A 25,981-nucleotide genomic window follows, 5' to 3' on the forward strand; every position below is an offset into this window, starting at 1 on the left:
GTCTGTTTGAAGCTCCGGCGCAGCGACCAGTGACCGCGCCGGATTGTTGTGGCTCAGGTGCGCGCTGAACCCTGCAGCCGGTAGCGGTCGAGCGCCACCGCGCCGATGATCACGAGGCCCTTGATCACATATTGCCAGACGTCGGACACGCCGGTGAGGATCAGGCCGTTCGACAGCACGGCGATGATCAGCGCGCCGACCAGCGTGCCCCAGATCGAGCCGATGCCGCCGACAAAGGAGGTGCCGCCGAGGATCACGGCGGTGATCGCATCGAGCTCGTAGGACTGCCCGAGCTGCAGGCCGTTGGCGGCATAGAGCCGCGCCGCCTGCATGGCGCCGCCGAGACCTGCGAGCAGGCCCGACACGCCATAGACGAAGATCAGCACGGCCCAGACCTTGATGCCGGCGAGCCGCGCCGCGCTCTCATTGCCGCCGACCGCGTAGATATGCACGCCGAGCACGGTCCGACGCAGCACCAGCCATGAAGCAACGATCACGAGCAGCGCGATCACCCAGAGCCAGGGGATCGACAGCATGCCGGGAATGAGCGTCAGCGAGCCGTTGCCGATGAAGGCATAGGGAATCGCCGAATTGAACACTGTGGTGTCGGCGCCCAGCAGCCGCGCCACGCCGCGCACGGCGGTGAGCGACCCCAGCGTCACGATGAACGGCGGCAGGCGCAGCAGCGCGATGAAGCCGCCATTGAGGATGCCGAAGACTGCCCCCGTGAGCACCGCGGCCGGTAACCACAACGCGCCGAAATCGGGAAATTTGGAGATGATCAGCCCTGCCATGGCCGAGGCGGCCAGAATGGAGCCGACCGAGAGATCGATGCCGCCGGTGAGGATCACGAAGGTCATGCCCGCTGCCAGCACGGTGTTGACGGCGGCCTGCTGCACCACGATGCCGAGATTCTGCGCGGTGAAGAAACGGCCATCCGACAACAGATGAAAGCCAATACACAACAGCACCAGCACCGGCAGCATGCCGGCCGAGCGGATCAGCAGCCGCGTGCGCTGACGCCTGCTCTCCTGCGCGGCGACGAGGCCGGGCGCGGCGGCCTTTGCGGAAGCACCGTCATCAGGCATCGAGCCGCTCCATTCCGGTTGCGAGCGCCATGATCTGCTCCTGGTCGAGCGGCGTCGTCGCGGTTCGCTTGATCTCGCCGGCAATCAATCCGGCGCGCATCACGATGACGCGGTCGCAGATGCCGATGATCTCGGGCAAATCGGACGAGATCACCAGCACCGCGGTGCCCGACTTCGCGAGGTTGTCGATGATCGAATAGATCTCGGACTTGGCGCCGACATCGACGCCGCGTGTCGGCTCATCGAGGATCAGGATTTTGGGCGCGGTCGCAAGCAGGCGCGACAGCAGCACCTTTTGCTGGTTGCCGCCGGAGAGGCCGCCTGCCGGGACGCGGACATCCGCGGCGCGGATACCCAGTGTCGCGAATGCCTTTTTCGCCCGGTCGCGCGCCGTGTCGCGGTCGAGGATGCCGCCTGGCCTCGCATCGCGGCCCAGCACCGCGAGATTGATGTTGTCGAGGCATGACATGTCGAGGAACAGCCCGAGCGCTTTCCTGTCCTCGGTGAGATAGGCAATGCCCGCCGCGAGCGCCGCGCCGGGGTTGCGGATGTCGACGGTGCGTCCTTCGATCTCGACATGGCCGGCGGTCCTCGCCGCGGCGCCGATGATCAGATGCGCGAGCTCAGTGCGGCCGGCGCCGACCAGCCCGGCGAGGCCGACGACCTCGCCGGCACGCACGGCCAGCGAGCAGCCCTTGACGCGCCGTCCGTCGGCGATGTCGACGGCCGCGAGCATGGGGGCGCCATGCAGCGCCCTGCTATCGCTGCCGGGATCGTGCTCCTTCTTGTAAAAGGACGAGACGTCGCGTCCCACCATCAGGCGGACGATAGTGTCGGCGCGGATCTCGGGCTTGTCGAGCGAGCCGACCAGCGTGCCGTCGCGCAGCACCGTGACGCGGTCGCCGAGCGCATAGACCTCGTCCATGCGGTGCGAGATGTAGATGATGGCAAGGCCCTCGTCGCGGAGCCGGCGGATCAGGCCGAACAACCGTTCGCTCTCGCCCGCCGACAGCGCCGTGGTCGGCTCGTCCATGATCAGGATCTTCGAGCGGGCATGCAACGCGCGGGCAATCTCGACCAGCTGGCGCTGGCCTATCGACAGACCGGCCACCAACGCCTGTGGCGCGAAATCGGCGCCGAGCCGCGCGAGGATCGGGCCGACGGCGGCTTCCATCGCCTCGCGCGCCAGTATTCCGAAGCGCGAGACCTCGCGGCCGAGATAGATGTTCTGCGCGACGCTCAGATTGGGCGCGAGCGACAGCTCCTGATAGATGATCGAGATGCCCGCCACGCGTCCGGCATGCGGGCCGTTGAAGCTCACGGGCTTGCCCTCGATGCGGATTTCGCCGCCCGGATCGGGCCGGTAGGCGCCCGACAGGATTTTCATCAACGTCGATTTGCCGGCGCCGTTCTCGCCCATCAGCGCGTGGATTTCGCCGGCATAGACCGTGAGGTCGACACCGCGCAATGCCTTGATGCTGAAGAAAGACTTGGAGACCCGGCGCATCTCGAGGATCGGGTCGTTCATCTTGCCTCCCCACTGCACCGACGGCGTTGCGTCGCACCCGCAAGTTGCATTCGAATTCTCGCGCGCGTGCGCACATTAAACAAAAGGCCGCGGCGCAGGGCAATAGCTTCTGATGATCACAAGTCGGGAACCGGATTCATGTTGCGGAACTGGCCGCCGTTCCAATGCGCTGACTTTGATCCGCGCCGTGGCCGGTACAGGCTGCGCCATTTCGGAAGCCGCTCGGCATAGGCCGCCGCGAGCGCGCGGTCAGGCTCGAACGTCTCGACGCGTTGCGGCGCCGTGCAGACCGCTTCGATCGCCTCGCCGCTGGCCGCAAGGCGGCCGAGCCGCGCGGCGCCGAACGCGGCGCCGGTTTCGCCATCGGCAAAGCGATGCACGGGAATGTCGAGGACGTTGGCCAGCACCGAAAGCCAGAACCGCGAACGAGAGCCGCCGCCGATCGCATCCACGGCGGTGATCGCCATTCCGCTATCCGCAAGCACGTCGCGGCAATCCGCCAGCGCAAAGGCAACGCCTTCGAGCACGGCCTGCACGATCGCGTTGCGATCGGTGCCGTGGCTTAGACCGTCCAGCATGCCGCGCACATCCGGATCGTCGTGCGGCGTCCGCTCACCGGACAGATAGGGCAGGAAGCTGACATGCGACGGCGCTGTCGGGCGCGACCCGAGCGGCGCCAGCAGCTCGGCCTCGGAGGCCTGCAACAGCCGCGCGATCCAGGCAAGGCACGACGCGGCCGAGAGGATCGCGCCGGCCTGGATCCACATCCCGGGAACGGCATGACAGAAGGTGTGCACGGCGCGCTCCGGATTGGCGGCGATCGCTTGCGTCGGCACCAGCAGCGCGCCGGAGGTTCCGAGCGAGACAAAGGCGGCGCCGTTCCCGATCGCGCCGATGCCGACGGCGCCGGCCGGATTGTCGCCGGCGCCGCCTGCGATCATCGGCCGCTTGCGCATGCCCCAGCGCTGCGCAAGTTCGCGCGAGAGCCGCGCCGCCGGAGCGCAGCCCTCGACGAGGCGCGGCATCTGACGACGCGACAGGCCGGTCGCGTCGAGCGCGGCGTCGGACCAGTCCCGTCGCGCCGCATCAAGCCATAGCGTTCCCGAGGCGTCCGAGATATCCTCGATCGCCTCGCCCGTCAGCACTAGGCGCAGATAGGCTTTCGGCAGCAACACAAGCCTGGTCGCCGCGAAAATCTCCGGTTCGTGTTTGGCGACCCACAGCAGCTTGGGCGCCGTGAAGCCCGGCATCGCCTTGTTGCCGGTCGTCGCCCGCAAGGCCGGCCAGCGCTGCTCCAGCTCGCCGCATTCCAGAGCCGAGCGTCCGTCGTTCCAGAGAATGCAGGGCCGCAACGGCTTCCAATCGGCATCCAGCAGCGTCGCGCCGTGCATCTGGCCGGACAGGCCGATGCCGTCGACGTCAGCCAGTTCGGCTGGATGCTCCGCCTTCAGCGCGTCCAGCGTCGCGAACGCGGCGTCGACCCACTGCGCCGGATCCTGCTCGCTATGGCCAGGAAACGGCGAGGCCACCGTCAGCGATTGGCTGCGGCTCGCCACCACGCGCTGCGCGTCGTCGACGAGAACGGTCTTGACCGCCGAGGTGCCGAGATCGATCCCGAGATACATGGTGCTTCACGTCGCTCGATCACGGCTGCGCGAACGCCTGTTGGACCGCGGCGGACTCGGTCACGCCGTTGGCGATCAGGAGCTGGAGCAGCACGCGCGCCTTCTGCGGATTGAGATCGAGCGAGACCGCAAAGCCGAGCTTGTCGTCCTCGACCTCGACGTTGCGGTTGACATAGCCCGAGCCGACGCGGGTCGAACGCACCACCATGACGCCCTGCTTCGCCGCGGCCGCCAGCGCATCGATCGCGCCCTTCGATGAATTGCCGTCACCGACGCCGGCCAGCACGATGCCCTTGGCGCCGCGCTTGACCGCATCCTCGACCTCCGCAGCATCCATGTTGGCGTGCGAATAGATGATGTCGACCCGCGGCAAGGGCGGCGCGTCCGGCAGCTTCAGCTTGGCCGTTTTGACCGGTGCGGCCGGTTGCAGGAAGCGCAGCGAGCCGGTGTCGACGTAACCGACCGGACCGGCGTCGGGCGAACGGAACGTCTCGACGCTGGTGGTATTGGTCTTCTGCACCCAGCGCGCGGCATGGATGGTGTCGTTGAGCACCACGAGCACGCCGCGGCCGCGAGACTCCGGCGCCGATGCGACCCGCATCGCCTCGTAGAGATTGGCCGGACCATCGGCCCCGATCGCAGTGGAAGGCCGCATCGATCCGACCAGCACGACCGGCATGTCGGTGTCCAGCACGTTTTGCAGGAAGAACGCGGTCTCCTCCATCGTGTCGGTGCCATGCGTGATGACGACGCCGTCGACTTCCTTGTTGTCAACAGCCGCGCGGATGCGCTTGACGAGGTCGAACCAGACCTTGTCATTCATGTCCTGCGAGCCGATCGACGAGATCTGCTCGGCCGAGATCTGGGCGAGTTTGTCGATCCCCGGAATGGCGGCGATCAGGTTCGCCGCACTGACCTTGCCTGAATCATAGGCATTGCCGGCGCGTGCATTGGCCTGGCCCGCGATGGTTCCGCCGGTGCCGAGCACGAGCACGCGGGCCAGCGCGGTGCCGGCGGGCGACTGCTGTGCGATGGCCGGCGACGCAAGCCCGATCACGAGGGCTGCGGCAAGGCCGATGATGATGCGTGCGGAACAAGCCGATCGGAACGAGTGCAGCGTCATTTCTTCCCCCAGCGACGGATTACCTAATCACAACTCGTGGTTTTATCGCGCAAGAAGTGGACAAACTTGCGGCGGAAAGCATCGGGGGCAAGATTCCGACATCCCGGCAGCTCTTACCCAGTATCCCGCGAACACCGCCTTGTTTTCCGGCACTCCCGCAAAATCTTGACACCGCCGGCATGACGGCGCACATTTTTCGAATATTATTCGAATTTTGGTGAGGGCATGCATTTCGATCTTCCCGACGATCTCCGCATCCTGCAGGGCCGGGTGCGCGAATTCGTGCGCTGCGAGCTCAAGCCCCACGACGCCGCGACCGAGGCGACCGGCGAGGTCCCGGAGAGCGCGATGGCCGGCCTGCGCAGGATGGGATTGTTCGGCACCAACACGCCGAAGCAATTCGGCGGGCTCGGCCTCTCGATGCTCGGCAGCTGCCTCGCGATCGAGGAGCTCGCGAAGGCGCACACCGCCTTCTACTATCTGAGCGGGGTGAACGTTCATATCGGATCGAAGGCGATCGAGTTCTTCGCGCAGCCTGGGGTTCGCGACAGATGGTTGCCCGAGCTCGCCAGCGGCCGCATGATCGGCGCCTTCGCGCTGACCGAGCCGAACGCCGGATCGGATGCGGCCCGCATCCAGACCAGGGCGCGGCGGGACGGCAATCATTACGTGCTCGACGGCCGCAAGACCTACATCACCAATGCGCCGGTCGCCGGCGTCTTCACGGTGTTCGCCACGTTCGACCCGTCGGCGGGCGCGAAGGGCATCGCGGCGTTTGTCGTGGACGCGAAGACGCCGGGCCTCTCCATAGGCCGCCTGGTCGAGATGGTCGCCGGCCGCGGCTCGGCGCATGCCGAAGTGATCTTCGAGGGCTGCCGCGTTCCGCGCGAGAACCTGCTCGGCCAGGAGGGCGACGGATTTGCCATCGCGATGCGGTGTCTGGATGCCGGGCGTACGCATTGGGGCGCCTATTGCGTCGGCGCTGCGAGTCAGCTCATGGACTACGCGCTCGATCATGTCTCGGAGCGCGAGACGTTCGGCCGCAAGCTGCGCGACCATCAAGGCATCGAGTGGCAGATCGCCGACATGGCGAGCGCGCTGCATGCCGCACGCCTCGTCGCCTATGAGGCGGCCTGGCGTTACGACCAGGGCGACGCCGCCGCCCGCACCGCCGCGGCCGCACTGTCCAAATATACCGGCGCCGACATGGTGCAGCGGGTGGCCGACATGACCATGCAGCTGTTCGGTGGTGCCGGTTATTCCAAGGACCTGCCGATCGAGCGCATCTGGCGGGAAACGCGGGTGGTCCGCATTCTGGATGGCACATCCGAGATCATGCGGCAGATCATCGCCCGCAACGCGTTCCGCAACCATGAACGGCGGAACGCGTCAATCTGACAACGGCCTCTTCCACTTTATGTTGCAATTGTTCTTGGTGATCCACTTCCGCTGTCTTACTGTTTTTACGGAATGGGAGAAGGAAGTGGCTTCGGGGACGACGCTCAAGCTCAAGCAACAACGCAGCCGCGATCGGCGCGAGCAGATTCTCTCGGCAGCGACCAAGCTGTTCGGCCAGCGGGGCATCGACGGCACCTCGCTCACGGAGGTCGCTGCGGTGGCGAAAGTACCGCTCTCCAGCATCTACGACTATTTCGAGGACAAGCGCGCGCTGGTGCTCGATGTGCCCGAGGGCAATTTCGAAGCGCTGTATCAGAAGACCGAGCCGCTGCTGGTGAAGGGCGGCGACCCCGTCGAGCAGCTTCGCATCATCTTCCTGACCAACTTCCAGTACATCAAGGACAATCCGAGCTGGGGCCGCGTGTTCTTCCTGGAGATATGGCCGAGCGTCCTTGCCGCCGAGCCGCGGGTCAAGAAGGCGGTCGACAAATACGCGCTGCGCTACGTGCAGCTGATCAAGCAGGCGATCCGCGCCGGTACCTATCGCCGCAACCTCGATCCCTACACCGCGATGTCGCTGATGATGGGCGGCATGTGCCACCTGACCGCGGTCTGGCTGCTCTATGGCCGCAAATACGATCTGGTGAAGAAGGGTAAGACGCTGTTCACCACGCTGCACAACGGGTTCGTTCAGCATTAGCTGCGCCGGTGCGCGGCCCCGGCTCTGGTAGGATGGGTAGAGCGCAGCGAAACCCATCATTGGTTGGGCTGGCACGGAGTAATTGGTTTCGCGGAGTTTATCATCGGGCCGCGCGTTGCGCGGACCAGTTGGCTCTACCCATCCTACGCACGGTCTGCTGACGATTGGTTCGCGGCCCGAATGATTTGATCCAAATTCATCGTGGTTCGGCGGTGTCGACTGCCAACCCTCCCGGAAAACCAATACCCAACCGTCGAAATCCTGTTCTAGTATGACGCGGTGGACGCCCCGCGGCAGAACGCGCGGGCACTGGGGATGGGAGCGAACCGATGGACGTCAAGGCTGTTCTGCCGCCGCGTGGCCGCGACTATCGCCTCGATCTGTTGCGCGGCTTCGCCAACTGGGCGATCTATCTCGATCACATCCCGAACAACGCGGTGAACTGGATCACGCAGAAGAATTTCGGCTTCAGCGACGCGGCCGATCTGTTCGTCTTCATCTCCGGCTACACCGCGTCCTTTGTCTATGCGCGCATGATGATCGAGCGCGGCACCGTGATCGGCGCCACCCGGCTGATCAAGCGGGCCTGGCAGATCTATGTCGCGCATGTCCTGCTGTTCGTGATCTACATCGCCGAGATCGGCTATCTCGCCCAGCGCTATCACGACCCCAATCTCGAGAACGAATTCAACGTCGCGGGCTTCATGCAGAACCCGGCTGAGACGCTCTATCAGGGCCTGCTGCTGGCGTTCAAACCGGTCAACATGGACGTGCTGCCGCTCTACATCGCGCTGATGCTGGTCTATCCGCTGGTGCTGTGGGCGATGCTGCGCAAGCTCAATCTGACGCTGGCGGCCTCGTTCCTGCTCTATCTCGCCGCACGGCATTTCGGCTGGAATCTGCCGGCCTATCCAGGCGGCTCGTGGTACTTCAACCCGTTTTGCTGGCAGTTCCTGTTCGTGTTCGGCGGCTGGTTCGCGCTCGGCGGCGCCAGCGAATCGATCACATTCATCCGCTCGCGCGCCTTCCTCTGGCTCGGCGGCGCCTACCTGTTGTTCGCGCTGGTCATGACGCTGGCGGGCCGCTTCCCGGAGCTCGGCCAGGCGATGCCGGCCTGGCTCTATGACGCCTTCAATCCGAACGACAAGACCAACCTCGCGCCCTATCGCGTGCTGCACTTCGTGGTGCTGGCCTTCTTCGTCACGCGCTTCCTGCCGCGCGAATGGGCTGGATACGAATGGCCGATATTCCAGCCGATCATCAAATGCGGCCAGCAGTCGCTCGAGGTGTTCTGCGCGGGCGTGTTCCTCGCCGTGGTCGCGCATGTGGTGCTGGTCGAGGTCTCCGGCAGCCTCTGGATGCAGATCGTGGTCAGCGCGATCGGCATCGTGCTGATGACCGTGCTCGCCTATTACCGCTCGTGGTCGAAGAAGGTCGACAAAGCGCCGAAGCCGCCCGTGGCTGCGCAGGCGCAGGCGGCCGCGAAGCCGGCGGAATAGGTGCGTCATCGATGTCGCGCGCCTTCTATCACGATCATCCCGACATGCTGCAGCTCGAAGCTGAGGTGCGCGACGTCAGGCCCGGCGCCGTCCTCGTCGAACGCTCGCCGTTCTTTCCCGGAGGGGGCGGGCAGCTTCCTGACCAGGGTGTCCTGAGATGGTCCGGCGGCGTGCTGCCCATCACCGGACTTGAGCGCGACGAACGCGGCCTGTGGCATCTGTTTGCCGGCGAAGCCCTGCCCTCCGGCAACGTGACGCTCGAGATCGAGCCGGCATTTCGCGCCCTGATGTGCGAACTGCACACGCTCGCCCATGTCGTCAATGCACTCGTCTACACGCAGTTCGGCGGCGCCCTTCTCACCGGCGCCCAGCTCAACGCCGACGCCACGTTCCGCGTCGATTTCGATCTGCCGGGAGCCGACAATGACACGCTGCGGGCGCTCGAGGCGCCGTTGAACGAGATCATTCGGCGGGATCTTCCGGTGAGCAGCGTCTTCATGCCACACGATGAAGCGCAGGCCGTGCCCGGCCTGTTCCGCAGCTAGGCCGTCACCCCGCCGGCCGGGGAGGACGGACTCGTTCGCATCGTCGAAATCCTCGACCTTGATCGCCAGGCCTGCGGCGGCACCCATCTGGCGTCGACCGGGCGCGCGCGACCCGCACGGATCGTCAAGATCGACAACAAGGGCCGCCAGAATCGCAGGATCAAGGTTGCGGTCTGACCGGCTCTCGCATGCCGCGTGCGCTTGCTATTTCGCGAGCGGCTTTCCGGCCGTCTCCGGCGCAAGCCGGATCAAGGGCAGACCGATCAGATAGATCAGCGACAGCATCGAGATCGCCAGCGGGAAACTCCCGGTGCGGGCGGCGAGCGTGCCGATCAGCGTCGGGCCGGCGGCGCCGAGCACGCGGCCCATGCTGAAGGCGAAGCCGGAGCCCGAGCCGCGCAGTGCGGATGGAAACATCTCCGGCAGCCAGATCGTGAACAGGCCGAACACGCCATTGGTGAAGAAGCCGAGCACCGGCAGCAAAGCCATGAACAGCACCAGACTGTCGAGCCATTCGATCGCGACTTCATAGCAGACCACGACGGAGATCAACCCGCCGATGAAGAACAGCACCGCGGTGCGGCGCCGGCTGCCGAGCCAGCCGGTGATCCATGGCACAAGAAGGCAGCCGATCAGCGTGCCGACATTGGTGATCAGCCCGGCCACCGCCCCCATCTCCTGCGCATGCGCAGGCGTCGCCCCCGCCGCGACCAGCTTGGTCGAAATCACGGTCGGCGCCCAGAAGTTCGACGACCACAGGCCGAAGATGATGCAGGCCATCATCAGCGCCGCCGCCCAGGTGGTGCGCGCCTGATCTCCCGCAAACAGCGCCGAGATCGACGGCGGCTCGCGCGACGCGCTGCTCTCGGGTTCAGGAATATTGCTGCGCAGATACGCAATCAGCAGCGCCGGCAGGATGCCGAGCAGGAACATGCCGCGCCAGCCGAGCGTGCCGCCGATCGCGAGCGTCACGGCAGCGGCGAGGAACAATCCGGTCGGCGTGGCCGTATGCAGCCAGCCCGCGAGCCGCACCCGCGTATTCTCCGGCACGGATTCCTGCAGCAGCGGCGTGCCCGCGGCCCATTCGCCGCCGATGCCGAAGCCGGCAACGAAGCGAAACAATGCGAACATCACGATACCGGTCGCAAGCCCGCATAGCGCCGTGAACAGCGAGTAGACCAGCACCGTCCAGCACATGATCCTGACGCGCCCGTAACGGTCTGCGGCCCAGCCCCAGACCATCGAGCAGGCCCAGCCCAGCATGAAGATCGAGAACAGCAGGCCGCCATAGATGCCGATATTGGCCTTGCTCGGCTCGATGCCGCTGGCGGGCAACAGCTCGCTCAGCGCGCTGACCAGGATGTAGCCGTACATCGAGGAATCGAAGCCATCGAGCATCCAGCCGAACCAGGTCGCCCAAAACACCTTTCGCGGCGACACCGCACCAGTCGCCGCGACCGACGGCGCAACGGCATCAACGATGCTCTCAGTCATGTTTCCTCGCACGTTTCTTTTGTGCTGCGGACTATGACGGGGTTTGCGCAAACGAACACCTCCGGCAAACGGGACGGAGGTATCCGGCATGAGAATGGCGGCGGCCCTCACGTCGGCGTCACGGCCACGGCCGGCTCAAAGGTGTCACGGTGGAGATCGCCTCGCGCCTGGGGATCATGCCGCGGTTCGCTCGACGGGGCGCGATCGGCTTGTTAAGCCGCATGCCGCAAGAGCAACTTGAGTCGGGACATGACCGTAGCGATCGAGATGGGACAAACGACCGCCGGCGCTTCGGCGGCCATCGACCTCGAGGAGCTATTGGCGACGCGCCTTTTGGTGCAGGGCAATTCGGGTTCCGGCAAATCTCATCTGCTGCGCCGGCTGCTGGAACAGAGCGCGCCCTGGGTGCAGCAGACCATCATCGATCCCGAGGGTGACTTCGTGACCCTGGCCGAGCGATTCGGCCACCTCGTCATCGATGCCGAGGACCATACCGAGCGCAGTCTGCAGGTCGCCGGCGAGCGCGTGCGCATCCATCGTGTTTCGACCGTGATCAATCTCGAGGGGCTCGACGCCGAGAACCAGATGCGGCGCGCCGCGGCCTTCCTCGGCGGCATGTTCGAGGTCGCCCGCGACCATTGGTATCCGATGCTGGTGGTGGTGGACGAGGCGCAGCTGTTCGCGCCGGCGATCGCGGGCGAAGTCTCCGACGAAGCGCGCAAGCTCTCGCTCGGCGCGATGACCAATTTGATGTGCCGCGGGCGCAAGCGCGGGCTTGCCGGGATCATAGCGACCCAGCGGCTGGCCAAGCTCGCCAAGAATGTAGCCGCCGAAGCATCGAACTTCCTGATGGGCCGGACCTTCCTCGATATCGACATGGCGCGCGCCGCCGATTTGCTCGGCATGGAGCGGCGGCAGGCGGAGGCGTTCCGCGACCTGGAGCGCGGGCAATTCATGGCGCTGGGACCCGCACTCTCCCGCCGTCCGCTGGGCTTGCGCATCGGTCCGACCGACACCCAACCGCGCAACGCGGCGCCGCGGCTGATGCCGCTGCCTGAAGCGGCGCTTGAGGATGCACGCGCCATCATCCTCGCGGCCCCGCCGCCCGAGACAACGGCCAGGCCGCCGCGCCGGACACCGCCGCCCGACCTGCTCAGCCAGCTGATGGCCGCCAAGCAGCCCGCACCGGAGGCCGATCCCGAGGCTGCCGAACCGCCACTCAGCGCGGAGCAGTTGGCCGAACGGCGTGAGCGGCTGGATCGCATCCTGCGCGCGATCCTCGCCGAGCCCGACGCCGGCTTCCGCGCCATCGGCGTGCTCTATCAGGAGTTCGTGGTCCGCTGCCGGATCGAGGGTCTCGGTGCCGTCGTACCGGAGCTGACCGATTTCCGCCGCATGCTGACGCGCGCCCGCGCCGGACTCGGCACCGAGATGGCGGAGGACGACGCGTGGCAGGATGTCTCGCTGCGTGCCGCCATCCTGCCCGAGGACATGCAGGGCGTCTTTATGATGATCGCCCGTGCCGCGAAGGAAGGCTGGCCCTGCCCGAGCGATGCAGCGATCGCGCGCGCCTATGGCACGCACTCGCTGCGCCGCGCCCGGCATCTTCTGACCTACATCGAGGAGCAGGGCCTGATTGTCTGCCAGCTTGACGGTGCCGGCCGGCGGATCGTGACACTCGTCGAACTCGCCTGGGCCACGGCAGCGGCCGACCCGAATGCCGACGAAGTACCGGCGGAAGCGGCCTCCGACAGCTCGTCGCTGTGATCAGTCGCTGGGCGACGCAGCGTTCGGTATTGCGCGGAATCCGGCAAGCGTCGCAAGACACGAAAAGGCCCGCCGAGAGGCGGGCCTTTTTGTCTCTTGAGGGATCTGGTTGCGGTGGGCCCGCGACAGGCCCACACACCCCCTCATCTTCAGGCCTCACGCATGCTGCGGCTGCGCCAGCTGGCTGACCTGCATCGCCGGCGGATCGACAACCAGGGTACCGCCATGGCCATCACTCGAGGTCGTGAAGGTCGAGGCCATGTAGTTGCCGAGCAGCGCAATGCTCGCCGTGATGGTGCCGTCCGTCACCGTGAGCGTTCCGTGCGTTGAGTCTCCGCTGAAGGTCGGCGTGTGAACGTTCGCGAAATTGATGTTCACGAAATCGATCGCGTCCGAACCGGTCATCCCGGCGACGGTTCCGCTAAAGCTCGCGGAATTGTCGAGCTTCAGCGTCCCCGTCGAGCCCTGGAATGCGACGCTGGCATTCGACGTCCCCGTCAATTCGAGGGTGCCGCTCGGGACGATGGTGGCGCTGCTCGGGCTCTCGCCCGTCACGTTGAACGACTGCCAGGCTCCCCACGCGGTGCCGTCATTCGCCCGGATCCAGAGTTGGTCGGTGCCCGAGCCGGCCTGATAGGTCGCCTGGGCAAGCTGTGCCGCCGTCACGTCGATCTCGGTATTCGCCGGCTGGTTGACGCCGCCAACGTTCCAGCGCCCGTTCGTGTTGGAATCCCACAGCGCATACTTCGTGATGGCATCGCCGTCGGCGTCCGTGGCAGTGACGAGGTTCGCAGCAGCAAAGGTCTGCCCCGAGACCGTCACGACGTTGGAGACCGACACCGTCGGTGCCTGGTTGGTGGCGGTGGCCGTGAAGGCCTTCCAGCTGCTCCACTCGCTGCCGTCATTGGCCCGCACGTAGAGCGTATCCGACGGCGAGCCGCCGGGGCCGAACACGTAGCTGACCTGCGACAGGTTCGCCGCCGAAACATCAATCTCGGCGTTGGCGGCCTGGGCGACACCGTTCACCACCCAGTGACCGTTGCCGCCGGTGTCCCAGAACGCGTACTGGGTGATCGGATCGCTCTCGGCATCCGAGGTCGAGAACAGGCTCGACGCCGCCACCGAATGGTCGTGGATCCCGGTCGCGTTCGCTGCCGTCACGACCGGAGCCGTGTCGGGTCCCGGCGTTGCCGTGAACGCAGTCCAGGTGCCCCACTTCGATCCGTCGTTCGCCCGCACGTAGAGCGTATCGGGCGTCGAGCCACCCGGTCCGAACACGTAGCTCACCTGCGACAGGTTCGCCGCGGCGACATCGATTTCGACGTTGGCGGCCTGGGCGACACCATTCACCACCCAGTGGCCGTTGCCGCCGGTGTCCCAGAACGCATACTGGGTGATCGGATCGCTCTCGGGGTCCGAGGTCGAGAACAGGCTCGAGGCCAGCGCCGACATCTCACCATGAACCGCGGTCACGTTCGATGCCGTCACGACCGGAGCCTGATCGGGGCCCGGGGTTGCCGTGAACGCAGTCCAGGTGCCCCACTTCGATCCGTCGTTCGCCCGCACATAGAGCGTGTCGGCTGGAGAGCTGCCGGGCCCGAACACGTAGCTCACCTGCGACAGGTTCGCCGCCGCAACATCGATTTCGACATTGGCGGCCTGGGCGACACCATTCACCACCCAGTGGCCGTTGCCGCCGGTATCCCAGAACGCGTACTGGGTGATCGGATCGCTCTCGGGGTCCGAGGTCGAGAACAGGCTCGAGGCGAGCGCCGACATCTCACCGTGAACCGCGGTCACGTTCGCTGCCGTCACGACCGGAGCCTGATCGGGGCCCGGGGTTGCCGTGAACGCAGTCCAGGTGCCCCACTTCGATCCGTCGTTGGCCCGCACGTAGAGCGTGTCGGCTGGAGAGCTGCCGGGCCCGAACACGTAGCTGACCTGCGACAGGTTCGCCGCCGCAACATCGATTTCGACATTGGCGGCCTGGGCGACACCATTCACCACCCAGTGGCCGTTGCCGCCGGTGTCCCAGAACGCGTACTGGGTGATCGGATCGCCCTCGGGGTCCGAGGTCGAGAACAGGCTCGAGGCCAGCGCCGACATCTCACCATGAACCGCGGTCACGTTCGCTGCCGTCACGACCGGAGCCTGATCGGGGCCCGGGGTTGCCGTGAACGCAGTCCAGGCGCCCCACTTCGATCCGTCGTTCGCCCGCACGTAAAGCGTATCGGGCGTCGAGTCGCCAGGCCCGAACACGTAGCTGACCTGCGAGAGGTTCGCCGCCGCAACATCGATTTCGACATTGGCGGCCTGGGCGACACCATTCACCACCCAGTGACCGTTGCCGCCGGTGTCCCAGAACGCATACTGGGTGATCGGATCGCTCTCGGGGTCCGAGGTCGAGAACAGGCTCGAGGCGAGCGCCGACGCCTCACCATGAACCGCGGTCACGTTCGCTGCCGTCACGACCGGAGCCTGATCGGGGCCCGGCGTTGCCGTGAACGCAGTCCAGGTGCCCCACTTCGATCCGTCGTTCGCCCGCACGTAAAGCGTATCGGGCGTCGAGCCGCCCGGTCCGAACACGTAGCTGACCTGCGACAGGTTCGCCGCGGCGACATCGATTTCGACATTGGCGGCCTGGGCGACACCATTCACCACCCAGTGGCCGTTGCCGCCGGTGTCCCAGAACGCGTACTGGGTGATCGGATCGCTCTCGGGGTCTGAGGTCGAGAACAGGCTCGAGGCCAGCGCCGACGTCTCACCATGAACCGCGGTCACGTTCGATGCCGTCACGACCGGAGCCTGATCGGGGCCCGGGGTTGCCGTGAACGCAGTCCAGGTGCCCCACTTCGATCCGTCGTTGGCCCGCACGTAGAGCGTATCGGGCGTCGAGCCGCCCGGTCCGAACACGTAGCTGACCTGCGACAGGTTCGCCGCGGCGACATCGATTTCGACGTTGGCTGCTTGGGCGACACCATTCACCACCCAGTGGCCGTTGCCGCCGGTGTCCCAGAACGCGTACTGGGTGATCGGATCGCTCTCGGGGTCCGAGGTCGAGAACAGGCTCGAGGCCAGCGCCGACGTCTCACCATGAACCGCGGTCACGTTCGACGCCGTCACGACCGGAGCCTGATCGGGGCCCGGGGCTGCCGTGAACGCAGTCCAGGCGCCCCACAGCATCCCGTCGTTCGCCCGCACATAGAGCGTGTCGGCTGGAGAGCTGCCGGGCCCGAACACGTAGCTCACCTGCGAGAGGTTCGCCGCCGCGACATCGATTTCGACATTGGCGGCCTGGGCGACACCATTCACCACCCAGTGGCCGTTGCCGCCGGTGTCCCAGAACGCATACTGGGTGATCGCATCGCCATCGGCGTCCGAGGTTGCGAACAGCGTCGAGGCGAGAGCCGACGTTTGCCCATGATTGGCGGTGACGTTCGATGCCGTAACAACCGGAGCGGTTTCGGGCCCCGGTGTTGCCGTGAACGACTTCCAGGCTCCCCACAACGTTCCGTCGTTCGCCTTGATGAACAGCGTGTCGGGGGCTGACCCTGTCGGCCCGAACACGTAGCTCACCTGCGACAGCTGCGCCGCGGTAATGTCGATCTCGGTGTTGGCAGGCATAGCCACACCGTTCACCACCCAGTGGCCGCTTCCGCCGGTGTCCCAGAACGCGAACTGGGTCATCGTGTCGGGATCCGGATCGCTCACCGTGAACAGGCTGGATGCGGCAATCGACGTCTGGCCGTGCGTCGCAGTGACGTTGACTGCGTTCACGGTCGGCGCGGTGTCGACAAACGACTTTGCCGTAAACTGAGTCCAGCCGCTCCAAACCGTGCCGTCATTGGCGCGCACGAAGAGGGTATCAGTCGAGCCGCTCGGACCGAAGACGTAGCTCACCTGCGACAGGTTCGCCGCCGAAACATCGATCTCGGCATTAGTGGGCTGGACGGCGCCGTTGACGACCCAGTGTCCGTTACCCTGGGTGTCCCAGAACGCGTATTGGGTGATGGGATCGCCATCGGCGTCCGTGACCGAGAACAGGCTGGAAGCGAGCGCAGAGCTCTCGCCAAAGATTGCCGTTACATTGGGCGCTGACGTGACCGGTGCGATATCGGCGCGCGTCGTGACCAGCGTGCCGCTGCCGGAATCGGTGCTGACGCTGAACCGCACGCCAGGCGTCGCATCAAGCTGCACATCGAACGAGGAAGCCCCCTCCGTGACATGCAGGACATTGCCCGCAAGCAAGGTCGCCGACCCGCCGGACACGAAACTGAGGCCTGCGAGATCGATGCTGTCGCCGAGCACCAGCCCGCTGACGGTGGTGCCAGCCAAAGACGTGCCGTCGATCTTGAGCTGCCCGCCGGAACCGCTGAATGCGATGCCGCTCGCGACGCTTCCCGCCTGCAATTCGACCACGCCGCCGGAGATCGTGACCGGACCTGTGGAGCCGCCGGAAGATACGATCTCACTGCCACCAGCGAACACGAAGACGTTGCTCGTCGTCGTGCCTGCAAGATTGAGCGCGCCACCGCTCGACACCGCGATGTCGTGCGCCGTGCCTCCGGAGGCAATGTTGAACACGCCGCCGCTGGAAACGGTCAGGTGATCCAGCGCGCCGCCCGAAAAGACGTTGACCGTGCCGCCGGAGACGGCCGTCCCGGAGCCCACGGCGCCGGTGACAACACCACCTGAGAAGACATTCTCAACACCACCGGCATAAACGCCCACGCGGCTGAGCACGGTGCCCGACACATTGAATATGCCGCCGCTGGAGACGCCGACGAAAGCCGCCGTGCCGCCGGCCAGAACGTTCAATACGCCGCCTGCGCTGACGCCGGTGCCTGAACCGACGGCTCCGGTGATCAGTCCACCGGACAGCACGTTCTCGACACCACCGTTGTAAACGGTGACATTGCTCAGCACGGTGCCCGACACATTGAAGATGCCGCCGCTGGACACGCCGACAAAGGCGGCCGTGGCGCCGGCCGACAGGTTCAACGTACCGCCCGAAATTCCCGTCCCGGATCCGCTCGCGCCGGAGATCGATCCACCGGACAGGACGTTCTCGACGCCGCCGGCGTAGACACCGGTATTGCTCAGCACCTTGCCTGCGACATTGAAGATGCCGCCGCTCGACACACCGACGTGAACAGCCGAACCACCGGCCAGGACGTTCACGGTGCCGCCAGCGAAAATGACGGTCGCCGCGCTCGATGCGCCGGAGATGAGCCCGCCGGACAGCACGTTCTCGGTACCGCCGCTCGAGACCAGCGTGTTGCTGGTGATCGTACCCGCAACATTCAGGGTGCCGCTCGACACCGTAATGTCGTGTGCCGTGCCACCGGCCGAGACATTCAGGGTGCCGCTCGAAACCGTCAGGTGATCCAGTGCACCGCCGGAAGATACGTTGACGGTACCGCCGGATATGCCCGTCCCGAGGCCCGGGGCGCCGGTGACCACGCCACCCGAGAGAACATTCTCAACGCCACCGCCAAAGACGCCGACATTGCCGAGTACGGTGCCAGCCACGTTGAACGTGCCGCCACTCGACACACCGACGAACGCCGCCGAACCACCGGCAAGAAGATTCAAAGTGCCGATAACTCCGTTCCCCGCGGTGAAGGATCCCGAGATCAGTCCGCCGGACAGCACGTTCTCGACACCGCCGCTCGACACCGTCGTGTTGCTGGTGATCGTGCCTGCGACATTCATGGTGCCGCCGCTCGACACCGCAATGTTGTGCACCGTGCCGCCGGCGGAGACATTCAGCGTGCCGCTCGACACCGTCAGGTGATCCAGTGCACCGCCCGAAAGGACGTTGACCGTGCCGCCGGATACGCCGGTCCCGGATCCGGTCACGCCGGTGACAACGCCACCCGAGAGAACGTTTTCAACACCGCCGCCATACACGGCCCCATAGCTGAGCACCGTGCCCGCAACGTTGAAGACGCCGCCGCTGGACACACCGACGAACGCCGCCGAGCCGCCCGCAAGCAGGTTCACGGTGCCGCCGGAAATATAGGTTCCCGAGCTGGTCGTCCCGCTGATCACACCGCCCGAAGAGACGTTTTCGGTGCCGCCCGCGAACACCGTCGTCTGGCTCTGGACGGTGCCAAGCACATTGAGCGTGCCGCCGCTCGAGACAGACAAATTGTCGGCGAGGCCGCCCGAAAGCACCGTCGCGTTGCCGCCGTTCAACACCGTCGTGCTGGTCGCATCGCCGCCGGACGACACCTGCAACTGGCCACCACTCGAGACGATCGTGCTGATTGCCGTCCCGCTGTCGATCTCGATACCGCCTTGGAGCACCATGTTCAGTGCGGTGCCGCCTGACTGCACGGTCAAGGTTTGGCCGCTGCTGATCACCAGGCCCGCGCTGACCTGGCCATTGCTCACAACGATGTTGGTGCCGCTGGTACCTCCACTGCTGGTGACCAGGAAGATATCGGTGCCGCCACCGTCAGCGGCGCTGCCAAACTGGAGGCCGCTAAAGCTTTGGCTTGGATTAAGCTGGATCGCCAGCGTGCCGTGGTCGTTGGTCGCAACATCGAGGACATTGCCAGCGCCGAGACCGACACTCGTGATCTCCGACATGCTCACGCCCGTCAGGTCGATCGTGTCCGTGGCGGCAAACCCGGAGATGACCGTGGCCGGCATCGCCGTGCCATCGATCTCGAGCTTGCCGTTGGCGCCGACAAACACCACCGATCCGGCTTCCGCGGCGCCGCCGCTGAGATCGGCCGTGCCGCCGGAAATCGTGAGCACGCCACCAGCCATGATCTGCGTATTCGACGTCGTGCCGTGCGACAACACGATCTCGGTGCCGCCGCTCGACACCGTCGTACCAATGTCAACACCCCCGGACAGCACATTCTCGATGCCGCCAGACACAACCGTGACGTTGGACGTGATTGTACCGGCCACGTTGAGCGTACCGGATCCGGAGAAGGTGAGGTTGTGTGCCGAAGCCCCGGCCGCAATGTTGAGCACCCCGCCGGAAAGGAGCGCGGCATGGTCGAGCGCGCCGCCCGAACTGACGTTGACCGTACCGCCGGAAATGCCCGTGCCGCTGCCGGTGAAGCCGGTGACGACACCGCCTGACAAGACATTCGTGGTACCACCGCCGTAAACGGCCATGTTGTGGAGCATCGTGCCCGCGATATTGGCGACCGCTCCGCTCGACACGGCGATATTGGCACCCGAACCACCAGCCGAGATATTCAGCACGCCGCCAGCGGAAACACCCGTACCATTGCCGGTACCGCCGCTGATCAGCGCGCCCGACATGAGGTTCAGGACACCACCGCTGTTGACCAGGATATGGTCGGCCCGGCCACCGGACAGAATGGTGATCGTGCCGCTATCGACGGTGAAATTATTGGGGTTGCCTGTTGCATAACCTCCGGAGGAAACGGTCTCGGTCCCGCCGGAGCCGATGAAGACATTACTGACGGTCGTGCCGTCTACGATCAGCGAACCGCCGCTCGAAACCGATATGTCGTGCGCCAGATTATTGCTGGTGACCACGGTGTACGTGCCGCCGCTGCCGACGAAAACCCCGCCGCCGCTGAGGATGTTCTCGCCTGAAACGGTGCCACCGGCGAAGATCGCCAGCTGCCCGCCACTTCCGATCGTCGGATCGATGGCAACGCCGCCCGAGACGGTCAATCTTGCCAACAATCCGGGAGCATTTATGCCCGATACAGTCGCTGAGATGCTTTCGCCGCCGACGAGGACGTTCTGGTTGCCGGCGGTCAGAATCTGGGCTCCGGTATCCACGCCACCGCTGATAATAGCCTCGAAACCGCCGGACAGGATCGTTCCGGTGGCCGTGCCGCCGGACGAGCCGGCATTACTGCCAAAGGGCGTCAGACCGAGGTCGAGGAAACCTTGGTTGGACACGACAGTACCCGTCGCAGTGCCACCGCCCAGCACGGTGAGACCGCCGAAGCTGCCAACCTGGGTATGCGAAGCCGCGCCGCCGGAGGAAACCGTCAGCACGCCGAAGCTGCTGTTGTTGCTTCCGCCGATCTGCGCGGAAATGCTGACGCCGCCGGCTGAAATCGACTCGTTGCCACCCTGGATCACGGCAGAGGATTCGACGCCGCCGCTCTTCACCGCTTCGAAGCCGCCAGACAGAATCGTGGTGCCGGTGGCGCTTCCGCCATCAATTTCCATGTAGCCGGCGGAGGCGACGATGACGTCGAACGCACTACCGCCAGAAATAGATATGCTGCCGCCCGTCTCCACGGTCGCGCTCGACGTCACGCCACCGGAAGAGACCACCTCGGAGCCTGCGGAAACGATGGTGCCTATCGCGGTGCCATTGTCGATCTCGAGACCGCCATCAATGATGGTGTTGTTCACCGTGCCGCCGGCCAGCACCGTCAGCGTCTGACCATTGCTGATCACCAGACCCGAGCTGGTCTGACCGTTGCTCACGGTGATATTGCCGACGGTGTTGCTGACAAGGAAGATATCGGTGCCGCTGCCGTCTGCGGCGCGGCCGAATTGGTTGGTAAAGGTTTGACTGGGATCGAGCTGAATGTTGAGCGTACCGTGATCGTTGGTCGCTATCTGCAGCACGTTGCCGGCGCCGAGGCCGACGCTGGTGATCTCCGACATATTGACGCCGGTCAGATCGATGGCGTCTCCGATGGCGAGGCCGGCGACGACCGTTGTCGGCATCGATATCCCGTCGATCGCAAGCTTGCCGCCGACGCCCGAGAAGAACACCGACCCGCTTTCGGTTGAGCCGCCGTTCAGATCGGCAACGCCACCGGCCGAGATCATGACCAGGCCGCCTGACAATATCTGCGTGTTCGAGGTCGCGCCGAGGTTCGCGGCGGCCACAAAGCCGCCGCTTGAGACCCTGGCGCCAATGCTGAGGCCACCAGCCGAGACCGTCTGGTTGCCGCCCGACAGAATCGTGGCGCCGGAATCGACACCGCCCCTGGAAATGGCCTCGAATCCGCCGGACACGATCGTACCCGTCGCGCTGCCGCCGGCCGGACCGGAGCTGCCGTTGAACGGTCCCTGGCCGAGTTGGAAGTAGCCGCCGCTCAGCACCGTCGTGCTGGTCGCCGTGCCGCCGCTCAGCACGGTCAAGCCGCCGGAGCTCGAGATCGTCGTTGCGGATACCGCACCGCCCGAGTTGACCTGTATGCCGCCAAAACGCACGCCGTCGCCGGTAATCGTGGTGGAAACCGCAAGGCCAGCGGAGTTCACGTTGAGCGTACCGCCCGCCACCGTCGTGTTGCTTGCCGTTCCGCCCGCCGAACCACCCTGTCCCAGGTACGGCGGAACGCCGAGTTGCATGAAGCCGTTGTCACCAACAATGGTGCCCACGGCTGTGCCGCCCGCGAACACGTTCTCCGTCCCATTCGCAGTAACGGTGATGGCGGAAGTTGAACCGCCTGACAGAACGTCGAGGATCAGGCCGATCCCCACCGAATAGCCGCTCACGACAGCGCCAGGCCCCACCTCAAGGTTGGTGCCGCCACCGAAAGTGGTGTTGGAAAGCTGCGAAACGGACGCTCCGCTGACGAGTTCTACGGCGCCGAAATTGGTGACCGAAACTCCACTCAGGGATCCGCCTGAGAACAGCTTCAGCAGACCGCCATTGACAGTCGTGGCGTTTGCCGATCCGCCGGAGAGAACGTCGACCTCGCCACCGCCGAAGATATTGGTGCCGTTCGCCACGCCTCCGGATGAAACGGTTTCCAGGCCGCTGTAGAAGACGTTGATGTTACTGGTCGTTGTTCCCGCGACATTGAACCGGCCACCAGTGTTGACGCTGATGTCATGCGCGGATGCGCCGGCCAGCAAGTTCAGGGCGCCATTGCTGTTGACCGCAGTGAAGCCGACAGCGGCACCCGCCGATGCATTCACTGTGCCGGCGACGTTGACCGTTGGGAAGCCGGATGGATTCAACGACCCGTTGATGGCGCCGCCGGCAGAGACGTTCAGTGTGCCGCCGCCATTGATGAACACGTTGCTCGTTGCCGTGCCGAGAAGGCCGAGCGTTGCTCCGCTCGATACGGTTACGTCATGAATGGTGGCGCCAGCTGCGATACCGGCCGAGGCTCCGGACGACAGGGTAAAGAGCTCGGACAGGCCTCCTGAGGAAACGTTGAGCGAACCTCCCGACAGCGTAAAGAGCTGTGCATTGCCGCCGGAAAGCACATTCACCGTGCCGCCCGACACGGCGAAGCTCTGCGCGCTGCCACCCGAAGAAATGTTCTCGGTGCCGCCTGAATAGATCGACGCGTTGCTGGTCTGAGAGCCGGCGAGATTGAGGACGCCGCCACTGCTGACGCTGATGTCGTGGATCGTCGCGCCATTGTCGGCCGTGACAAGACCGCCACTGTTGACCGTGAAGTAGGAGAACTGACCGCCTGCGGTCACGCTGACCGTGCCACCCGAGACACTCGTCCCGCTGCCGGGAGCGCCCGTCTCGACGCCACCCGAAGAGATCACGATCAGGCCGCTCGAATAGACGCCAACCTGGCTTGTCACCGTTCCCGCGACATTCATCGTGCCGCCCGAAGACACGGCAATGAAGGACGCCGCACCGCCCGAGGAGACATTGAGCGTGCCGCCCGTATACACCGTGGAATGCTCGAGCGTAGCGCCGACCAGAACATTGAGCGTGCCGCCGGAAACCCTGGTGCCCGAACCGGTGACGCCGTTGGCGTCACCGCCGGCGAGGACGTTCTCGGTGCCGCCGGAGAACAGGAAGGTGTTGCTGGTGGTCACTCCCGCGAGATTGAGGGTGCCGCCGCTCGACACGGTCAAGTCGTGCGCGACGCCGCCGATGTCGATATTGAGCTTGCCGCCACTGCTGACCGTCGTGCCTTGCTCGGTCCCGAACACGTTCTCCGTGCCGCCGCTCAGCGTTGTGCCGATTGCCGCGCCGCCCGAGAGAACGTCGAGCGTTTGCCCAGCGCTGATCACGAGACCGGTGGAGGTCTGGCCGGCGCTTACGGTGATGGCCGAGCTATCGAGGAAGGTGATGTCCGTTCCCGCGCCGTCAGTCGCGCTGCTGAACTGGCCGTTGAACGTGTCCGCGGGCGAGAGCTGCAGGTTGAGCGTTCCGTTGTCGCTGGTCGCAATCGCCAGAACATTGCCGGCACCGAGGCTGATGCCGGTGATGTTCGCGGCACTCTCCCCGGTAAGATTGATCGTATCCCCGAAGCCGAATCCGGAGATGACGGTGCCCGGCATGGCCGTGCCGTCGATTTCGAGCTTGCCGCCCGCGCCGGTAAAAATCACCGAGCCCGACTCGGTCGCGCCTCCGCTCAGGTCGACCGTGCCTGCGCCGGCGATCGTGACTACACCGCCGGACAGGACTTCCGTGTTCGACGTCGTGCCATGGGCGTAGACGATCTGTTGGCCGCCGCTGGATATCGTGGTGCCGATGTCGATGCCGCCCGACAACACATTCTCGACGCCGCCCGAAACGACGGTGGCGCTGGACGTGATGGTGCCCGCCACATTGAGGCTGCCGGATCCGGAGAACGTCAGGTTGTGTGCAGTCGCGCCGGCACTGATGTTGAGTACGCCACCGGAGAGAAGCGCGGCATGATCGAGCTCGGCGCCCGACTTCACGTTGATGGTGCCGCCGGAAATGCCGGTGCCGCTGCCGGTGAAGCCGGTGACGACACCTCCGGACAGAACGTTCTCGACGCCGCCTGTGAGAATCGCCTGATTGCGGAGCACGGTGCCGGCGATGTTTGCGGTACCGCCGCTCGACACGCCGATGAAGGCACCCGAGCCGCCGGCGAGGATGTTCAAGGTGGCGCCAGCCGATATGCCCGTGCCCGAACCGGAGGTGCCGCTGATGAGGCCGCCCGAGTAGACGGTTTCGACCGCACCGGCCGAGACGCCGACATTGCTCAGCGTCTTGCCATAGACATTCAGAACGCCGCCCGGCTGGACAACGACATGGTCGGCTTGGCCGCCAGACAGGACGTTGATCGTGCCGCTGTTGCCGGTGAAAAGGCCGCCGCTACCGCCGCCGCTGCCCGTGATAAGGCCGCCCGACAAGACGTTGACCACGCCGCCACTGGCGACGAACAGATTGCTCGTGACGGTGCCGGCGACGCCAAGGACGGCGCCGCTGTTGACGGCCATATGGTCGAGCGTGGCGCCCGACAGCACGTTGACGAATCCGTTGTCAACGTTGTTGCTGCCGCTGCCGAATGCGGTCTCGACACCGCCGGAGGCTATGGTTTCGATAGCGCCGGACTTGACGAAGACGTCGTGCAGCGTCTGGCCGGCTGAAACGGTGAAGAGCGCGCCGCTTTCGAGCGTGACGCGACCGCCGCTCAGGACGGTTTCGCCGACCACCGTGCCGCCGCCCGCGATGTCCAGTAAGCCGTTGCTGCCGACCGTTGTGCCGCTGGCGACGCCGCCGTTCGACACGAATTCGATTGCAAAGAACCCGGAACCGTTCGCGCCAGAGACCGTAGCCGAGATGCTGAGCCCGCCGCTCGAGATAGTTTGGCCGCCGCCGAACAGAATCGCGGCGCCGCTGTCAACGCCACCGTTCGAAATCGACTCGTGGCCACCGGACAAAGTCGTTCCAGTGGCACTGCCGCCGCTTGAAATGTTCAGGCCAGCGGAGACGCCGACCGTCGTATTGATCGCTGAGCCGCCCGAGGAAATTGTGATGTTGCCGAAGGAGCCTGCGCCGCCGGTCACGGTGGTCGAGACGGCCAATCCCCCCGACACGATATTGACGAAGCCACCCGACACGATTGTGTTGCTTGCAGTCCCGCCGGCCAAAATCGCCGAACCGTTGCCGGGGTCGAATCCCAGCCCCAGGAAGCCGCCGGCGTCGACCACGCCGCTCACGAGCGTCGCACCGCTCAGGACGGTCTCGGCACCGCCCGCGGAGATGGTCGTGCCGGAAGCAACGCCACCGGAGTCCACTTGCTCCTGACCGCCATTGTAAACCGTTGTGCCGGTCGTGGTACCGGAGTCGAACTCGAAGCCGCCGCTCAATTGCGTGCCAACGGCGCTGCCGCCGGGCGCAATGATCAGCGTCCCGCCATTCAGGACGGTATCGCCGGTTTCGGTGCTGCCAGAAGATACGGTAACGGTCACGCCGCCGGAAATCGTCTGCATGGCTCTGCCCCTGGGCCAGAATGAAATTTATTTTGCCGGTTTCGGGCATCGATGCCCGTCGGCATCGATGTCCTTTACGC

12 protein-coding genes are annotated in these 25,981 nt (G+C 65.4%); 6 read left to right on the top strand and 6 right to left on the bottom strand.

The window, feature by feature from the left end; all coding sequences use genetic code 11:
* Window positions 1–53: 53 nt before the first annotated feature.
* The 4 genes from ACOIX3_RS36820 to ACOIX3_RS36835 all read right to left on the bottom strand — a co-directional run bounded on the left by ACOIX3_RS36820 (window position 54) and on the right by ACOIX3_RS36835 (window position 5,364).
* Entirely contained in the window at window positions 54–1,088 is a 1,035-nt protein-coding gene (locus ACOIX3_RS36820; RefSeq protein ID WP_420966890.1) for an ABC transporter permease subunit, read from the bottom strand.
* Window positions 1,081–2,616, bottom strand: a complete 1,536-nt coding sequence (locus ACOIX3_RS36825; RefSeq protein ID WP_420966891.1) for a sugar ABC transporter ATP-binding protein — start codon at window positions 2,614–2,616, stop codon at window positions 1,081–1,083. Before ACOIX3_RS36825 ends, ACOIX3_RS36820 begins: the two co-directional genes overlap by 8 nt.
* Window positions 2,617–2,732: 116 nt before the next feature.
* Window positions 2,733–4,241, bottom strand: coding sequence for a xylulokinase (gene xylB / locus ACOIX3_RS36830; RefSeq protein WP_420966892.1), 1,509 nt, complete (start codon window positions 4,239–4,241; stop codon window positions 2,733–2,735).
* 19 nt (window positions 4,242–4,260) lie between these two features.
* A complete protein-coding gene (locus tag ACOIX3_RS36835) occupies window positions 4,261–5,364 on the bottom strand; it encodes an asparaginase (RefSeq protein WP_420966893.1) in 1,104 nt (367 codons plus the stop codon).
* A gap of 225 nt (window positions 5,365–5,589) precedes the next feature.
* On the opposite strand from ACOIX3_RS36835, the gene ACOIX3_RS36840 reads away from it, so the two are divergent.
* The 5 genes from ACOIX3_RS36840 (at window position 5,590) to ACOIX3_RS36860 (ending at window position 9,683) form a co-directional block, all read left to right on the top strand.
* Window positions 5,590–6,762, top strand: a complete 1,173-nt coding sequence (locus tag ACOIX3_RS36840) for an acyl-CoA dehydrogenase family protein (RefSeq protein ID WP_420966894.1) — start codon at window positions 5,590–5,592, stop codon at window positions 6,760–6,762.
* A gap of 85 nt (window positions 6,763–6,847) precedes the next feature.
* Window positions 6,848–7,462, top strand: a complete 615-nt coding sequence (locus tag ACOIX3_RS36845; protein WP_420966895.1) for a TetR/AcrR family transcriptional regulator — start codon at window positions 6,848–6,850, stop codon at window positions 7,460–7,462.
* A gap of 329 nt (window positions 7,463–7,791) precedes the next feature.
* Window positions 7,792–8,961: an OpgC domain-containing protein gene (locus tag ACOIX3_RS36850; RefSeq protein ID WP_420966896.1), complete on the top strand. Its 1,170-nt coding sequence runs from the start codon at window positions 7,792–7,794 to the stop codon at window positions 8,959–8,961.
* Window positions 8,962–8,972: 11 nt separating this feature from the next.
* On the top strand, window positions 8,973–9,506 hold the full coding sequence (locus ACOIX3_RS36855) for an alanyl-tRNA editing protein (RefSeq protein ID WP_420966897.1): 534 nt from the start codon (window positions 8,973–8,975) through the stop codon (window positions 9,504–9,506).
* An 87-nt stretch (window positions 9,507–9,593) separates the two neighbouring features.
* Entirely contained in the window at window positions 9,594–9,683 is a 90-nt protein-coding gene (locus ACOIX3_RS36860; protein WP_420971885.1) for a hypothetical protein, read from the top strand.
* A 27-nt stretch (window positions 9,684–9,710) separates the two neighbouring features.
* Here the strand turns inward: ACOIX3_RS36860 and ACOIX3_RS36865 are convergent, their stop codons facing one another.
* Window positions 9,711–11,000: an MFS transporter gene (locus tag ACOIX3_RS36865; RefSeq protein WP_420966898.1), complete on the bottom strand. Its 1,290-nt coding sequence runs from the start codon at window positions 10,998–11,000 to the stop codon at window positions 9,711–9,713.
* Between the two features lie 249 nt (window positions 11,001–11,249).
* Here ACOIX3_RS36865 and ACOIX3_RS36870 point away from each other — a divergent pair, with 249 nt between their 5' ends.
* Window positions 11,250–12,767 carry a helicase HerA domain-containing protein gene (locus ACOIX3_RS36870; protein ID WP_420966899.1) on the top strand — a complete coding sequence of 506 codons (1,518 nt, stop codon included), beginning with the start codon at window positions 11,250–11,252 and terminating at the stop codon, window positions 12,765–12,767.
* Window positions 12,768–12,923: 156 nt separating this feature from the next.
* Here ACOIX3_RS36870 and ACOIX3_RS36875 read toward each other — a convergent pair whose 3' ends face one another.
* On the bottom strand, window positions 12,924–25,901 hold the full coding sequence (locus ACOIX3_RS36875; RefSeq protein WP_420966900.1) for a beta strand repeat-containing protein: 12,978 nt from the start codon (window positions 25,899–25,901) through the stop codon (window positions 12,924–12,926).
* Between the last annotated feature and the right edge of the window lie 80 nt (window positions 25,902–25,981).

This window comes from Bradyrhizobium sp. B120 (genome assembly GCF_049075665.1).
GTDB lineage: Bacteria > Pseudomonadota > Alphaproteobacteria > Rhizobiales > Xanthobacteraceae > Bradyrhizobium.

Excerpts from the sequence above, each read along its gene's own strand:
- ACOIX3_RS36870 (WP_420966899.1), top strand. The coding sequence starts at position 11,250 with ATGACCGTAGCGATCGAGATGGGACAAACGACCGCCGGCGCTTCGGCG.
- ACOIX3_RS36875 (WP_420966900.1), bottom strand. The coding sequence starts at position 25,901 with ATGCAGACGATTTCCGGCGGCGTGACCGTTACCGTATCTTCTGGCAGC.
- ACOIX3_RS36835 (WP_420966893.1), bottom strand. The coding sequence starts at position 5,364 with ATGACGCTGCACTCGTTCCGATCGGCTTGTTCCGCACGCATCATCATC.
- ACOIX3_RS36850 (WP_420966896.1), top strand. The coding sequence starts at position 7,792 with ATGGACGTCAAGGCTGTTCTGCCGCCGCGTGGCCGCGACTATCGCCTC.
- ACOIX3_RS36855 (WP_420966897.1), top strand. The coding sequence starts at position 8,973 with ATGTCGCGCGCCTTCTATCACGATCATCCCGACATGCTGCAGCTCGAA.
- ACOIX3_RS36820 (WP_420966890.1), bottom strand. The coding sequence starts at position 1,088 with ATGCCTGATGACGGTGCTTCCGCAAAGGCCGCCGCGCCCGGCCTCGTC.
- ACOIX3_RS36825 (WP_420966891.1), bottom strand. The coding sequence starts at position 2,616 with ATGAACGACCCGATCCTCGAGATGCGCCGGGTCTCCAAGTCTTTCTTC.
- ACOIX3_RS36865 (WP_420966898.1), bottom strand. The coding sequence starts at position 11,000 with ATGACTGAGAGCATCGTTGATGCCGTTGCGCCGTCGGTCGCGGCGACT.
- ACOIX3_RS36840 (WP_420966894.1), top strand. The coding sequence starts at position 5,590 with ATGCATTTCGATCTTCCCGACGATCTCCGCATCCTGCAGGGCCGGGTG.
- xylB (WP_420966892.1), bottom strand. The coding sequence starts at position 4,241 with ATGTATCTCGGGATCGATCTCGGCACCTCGGCGGTCAAGACCGTTCTC.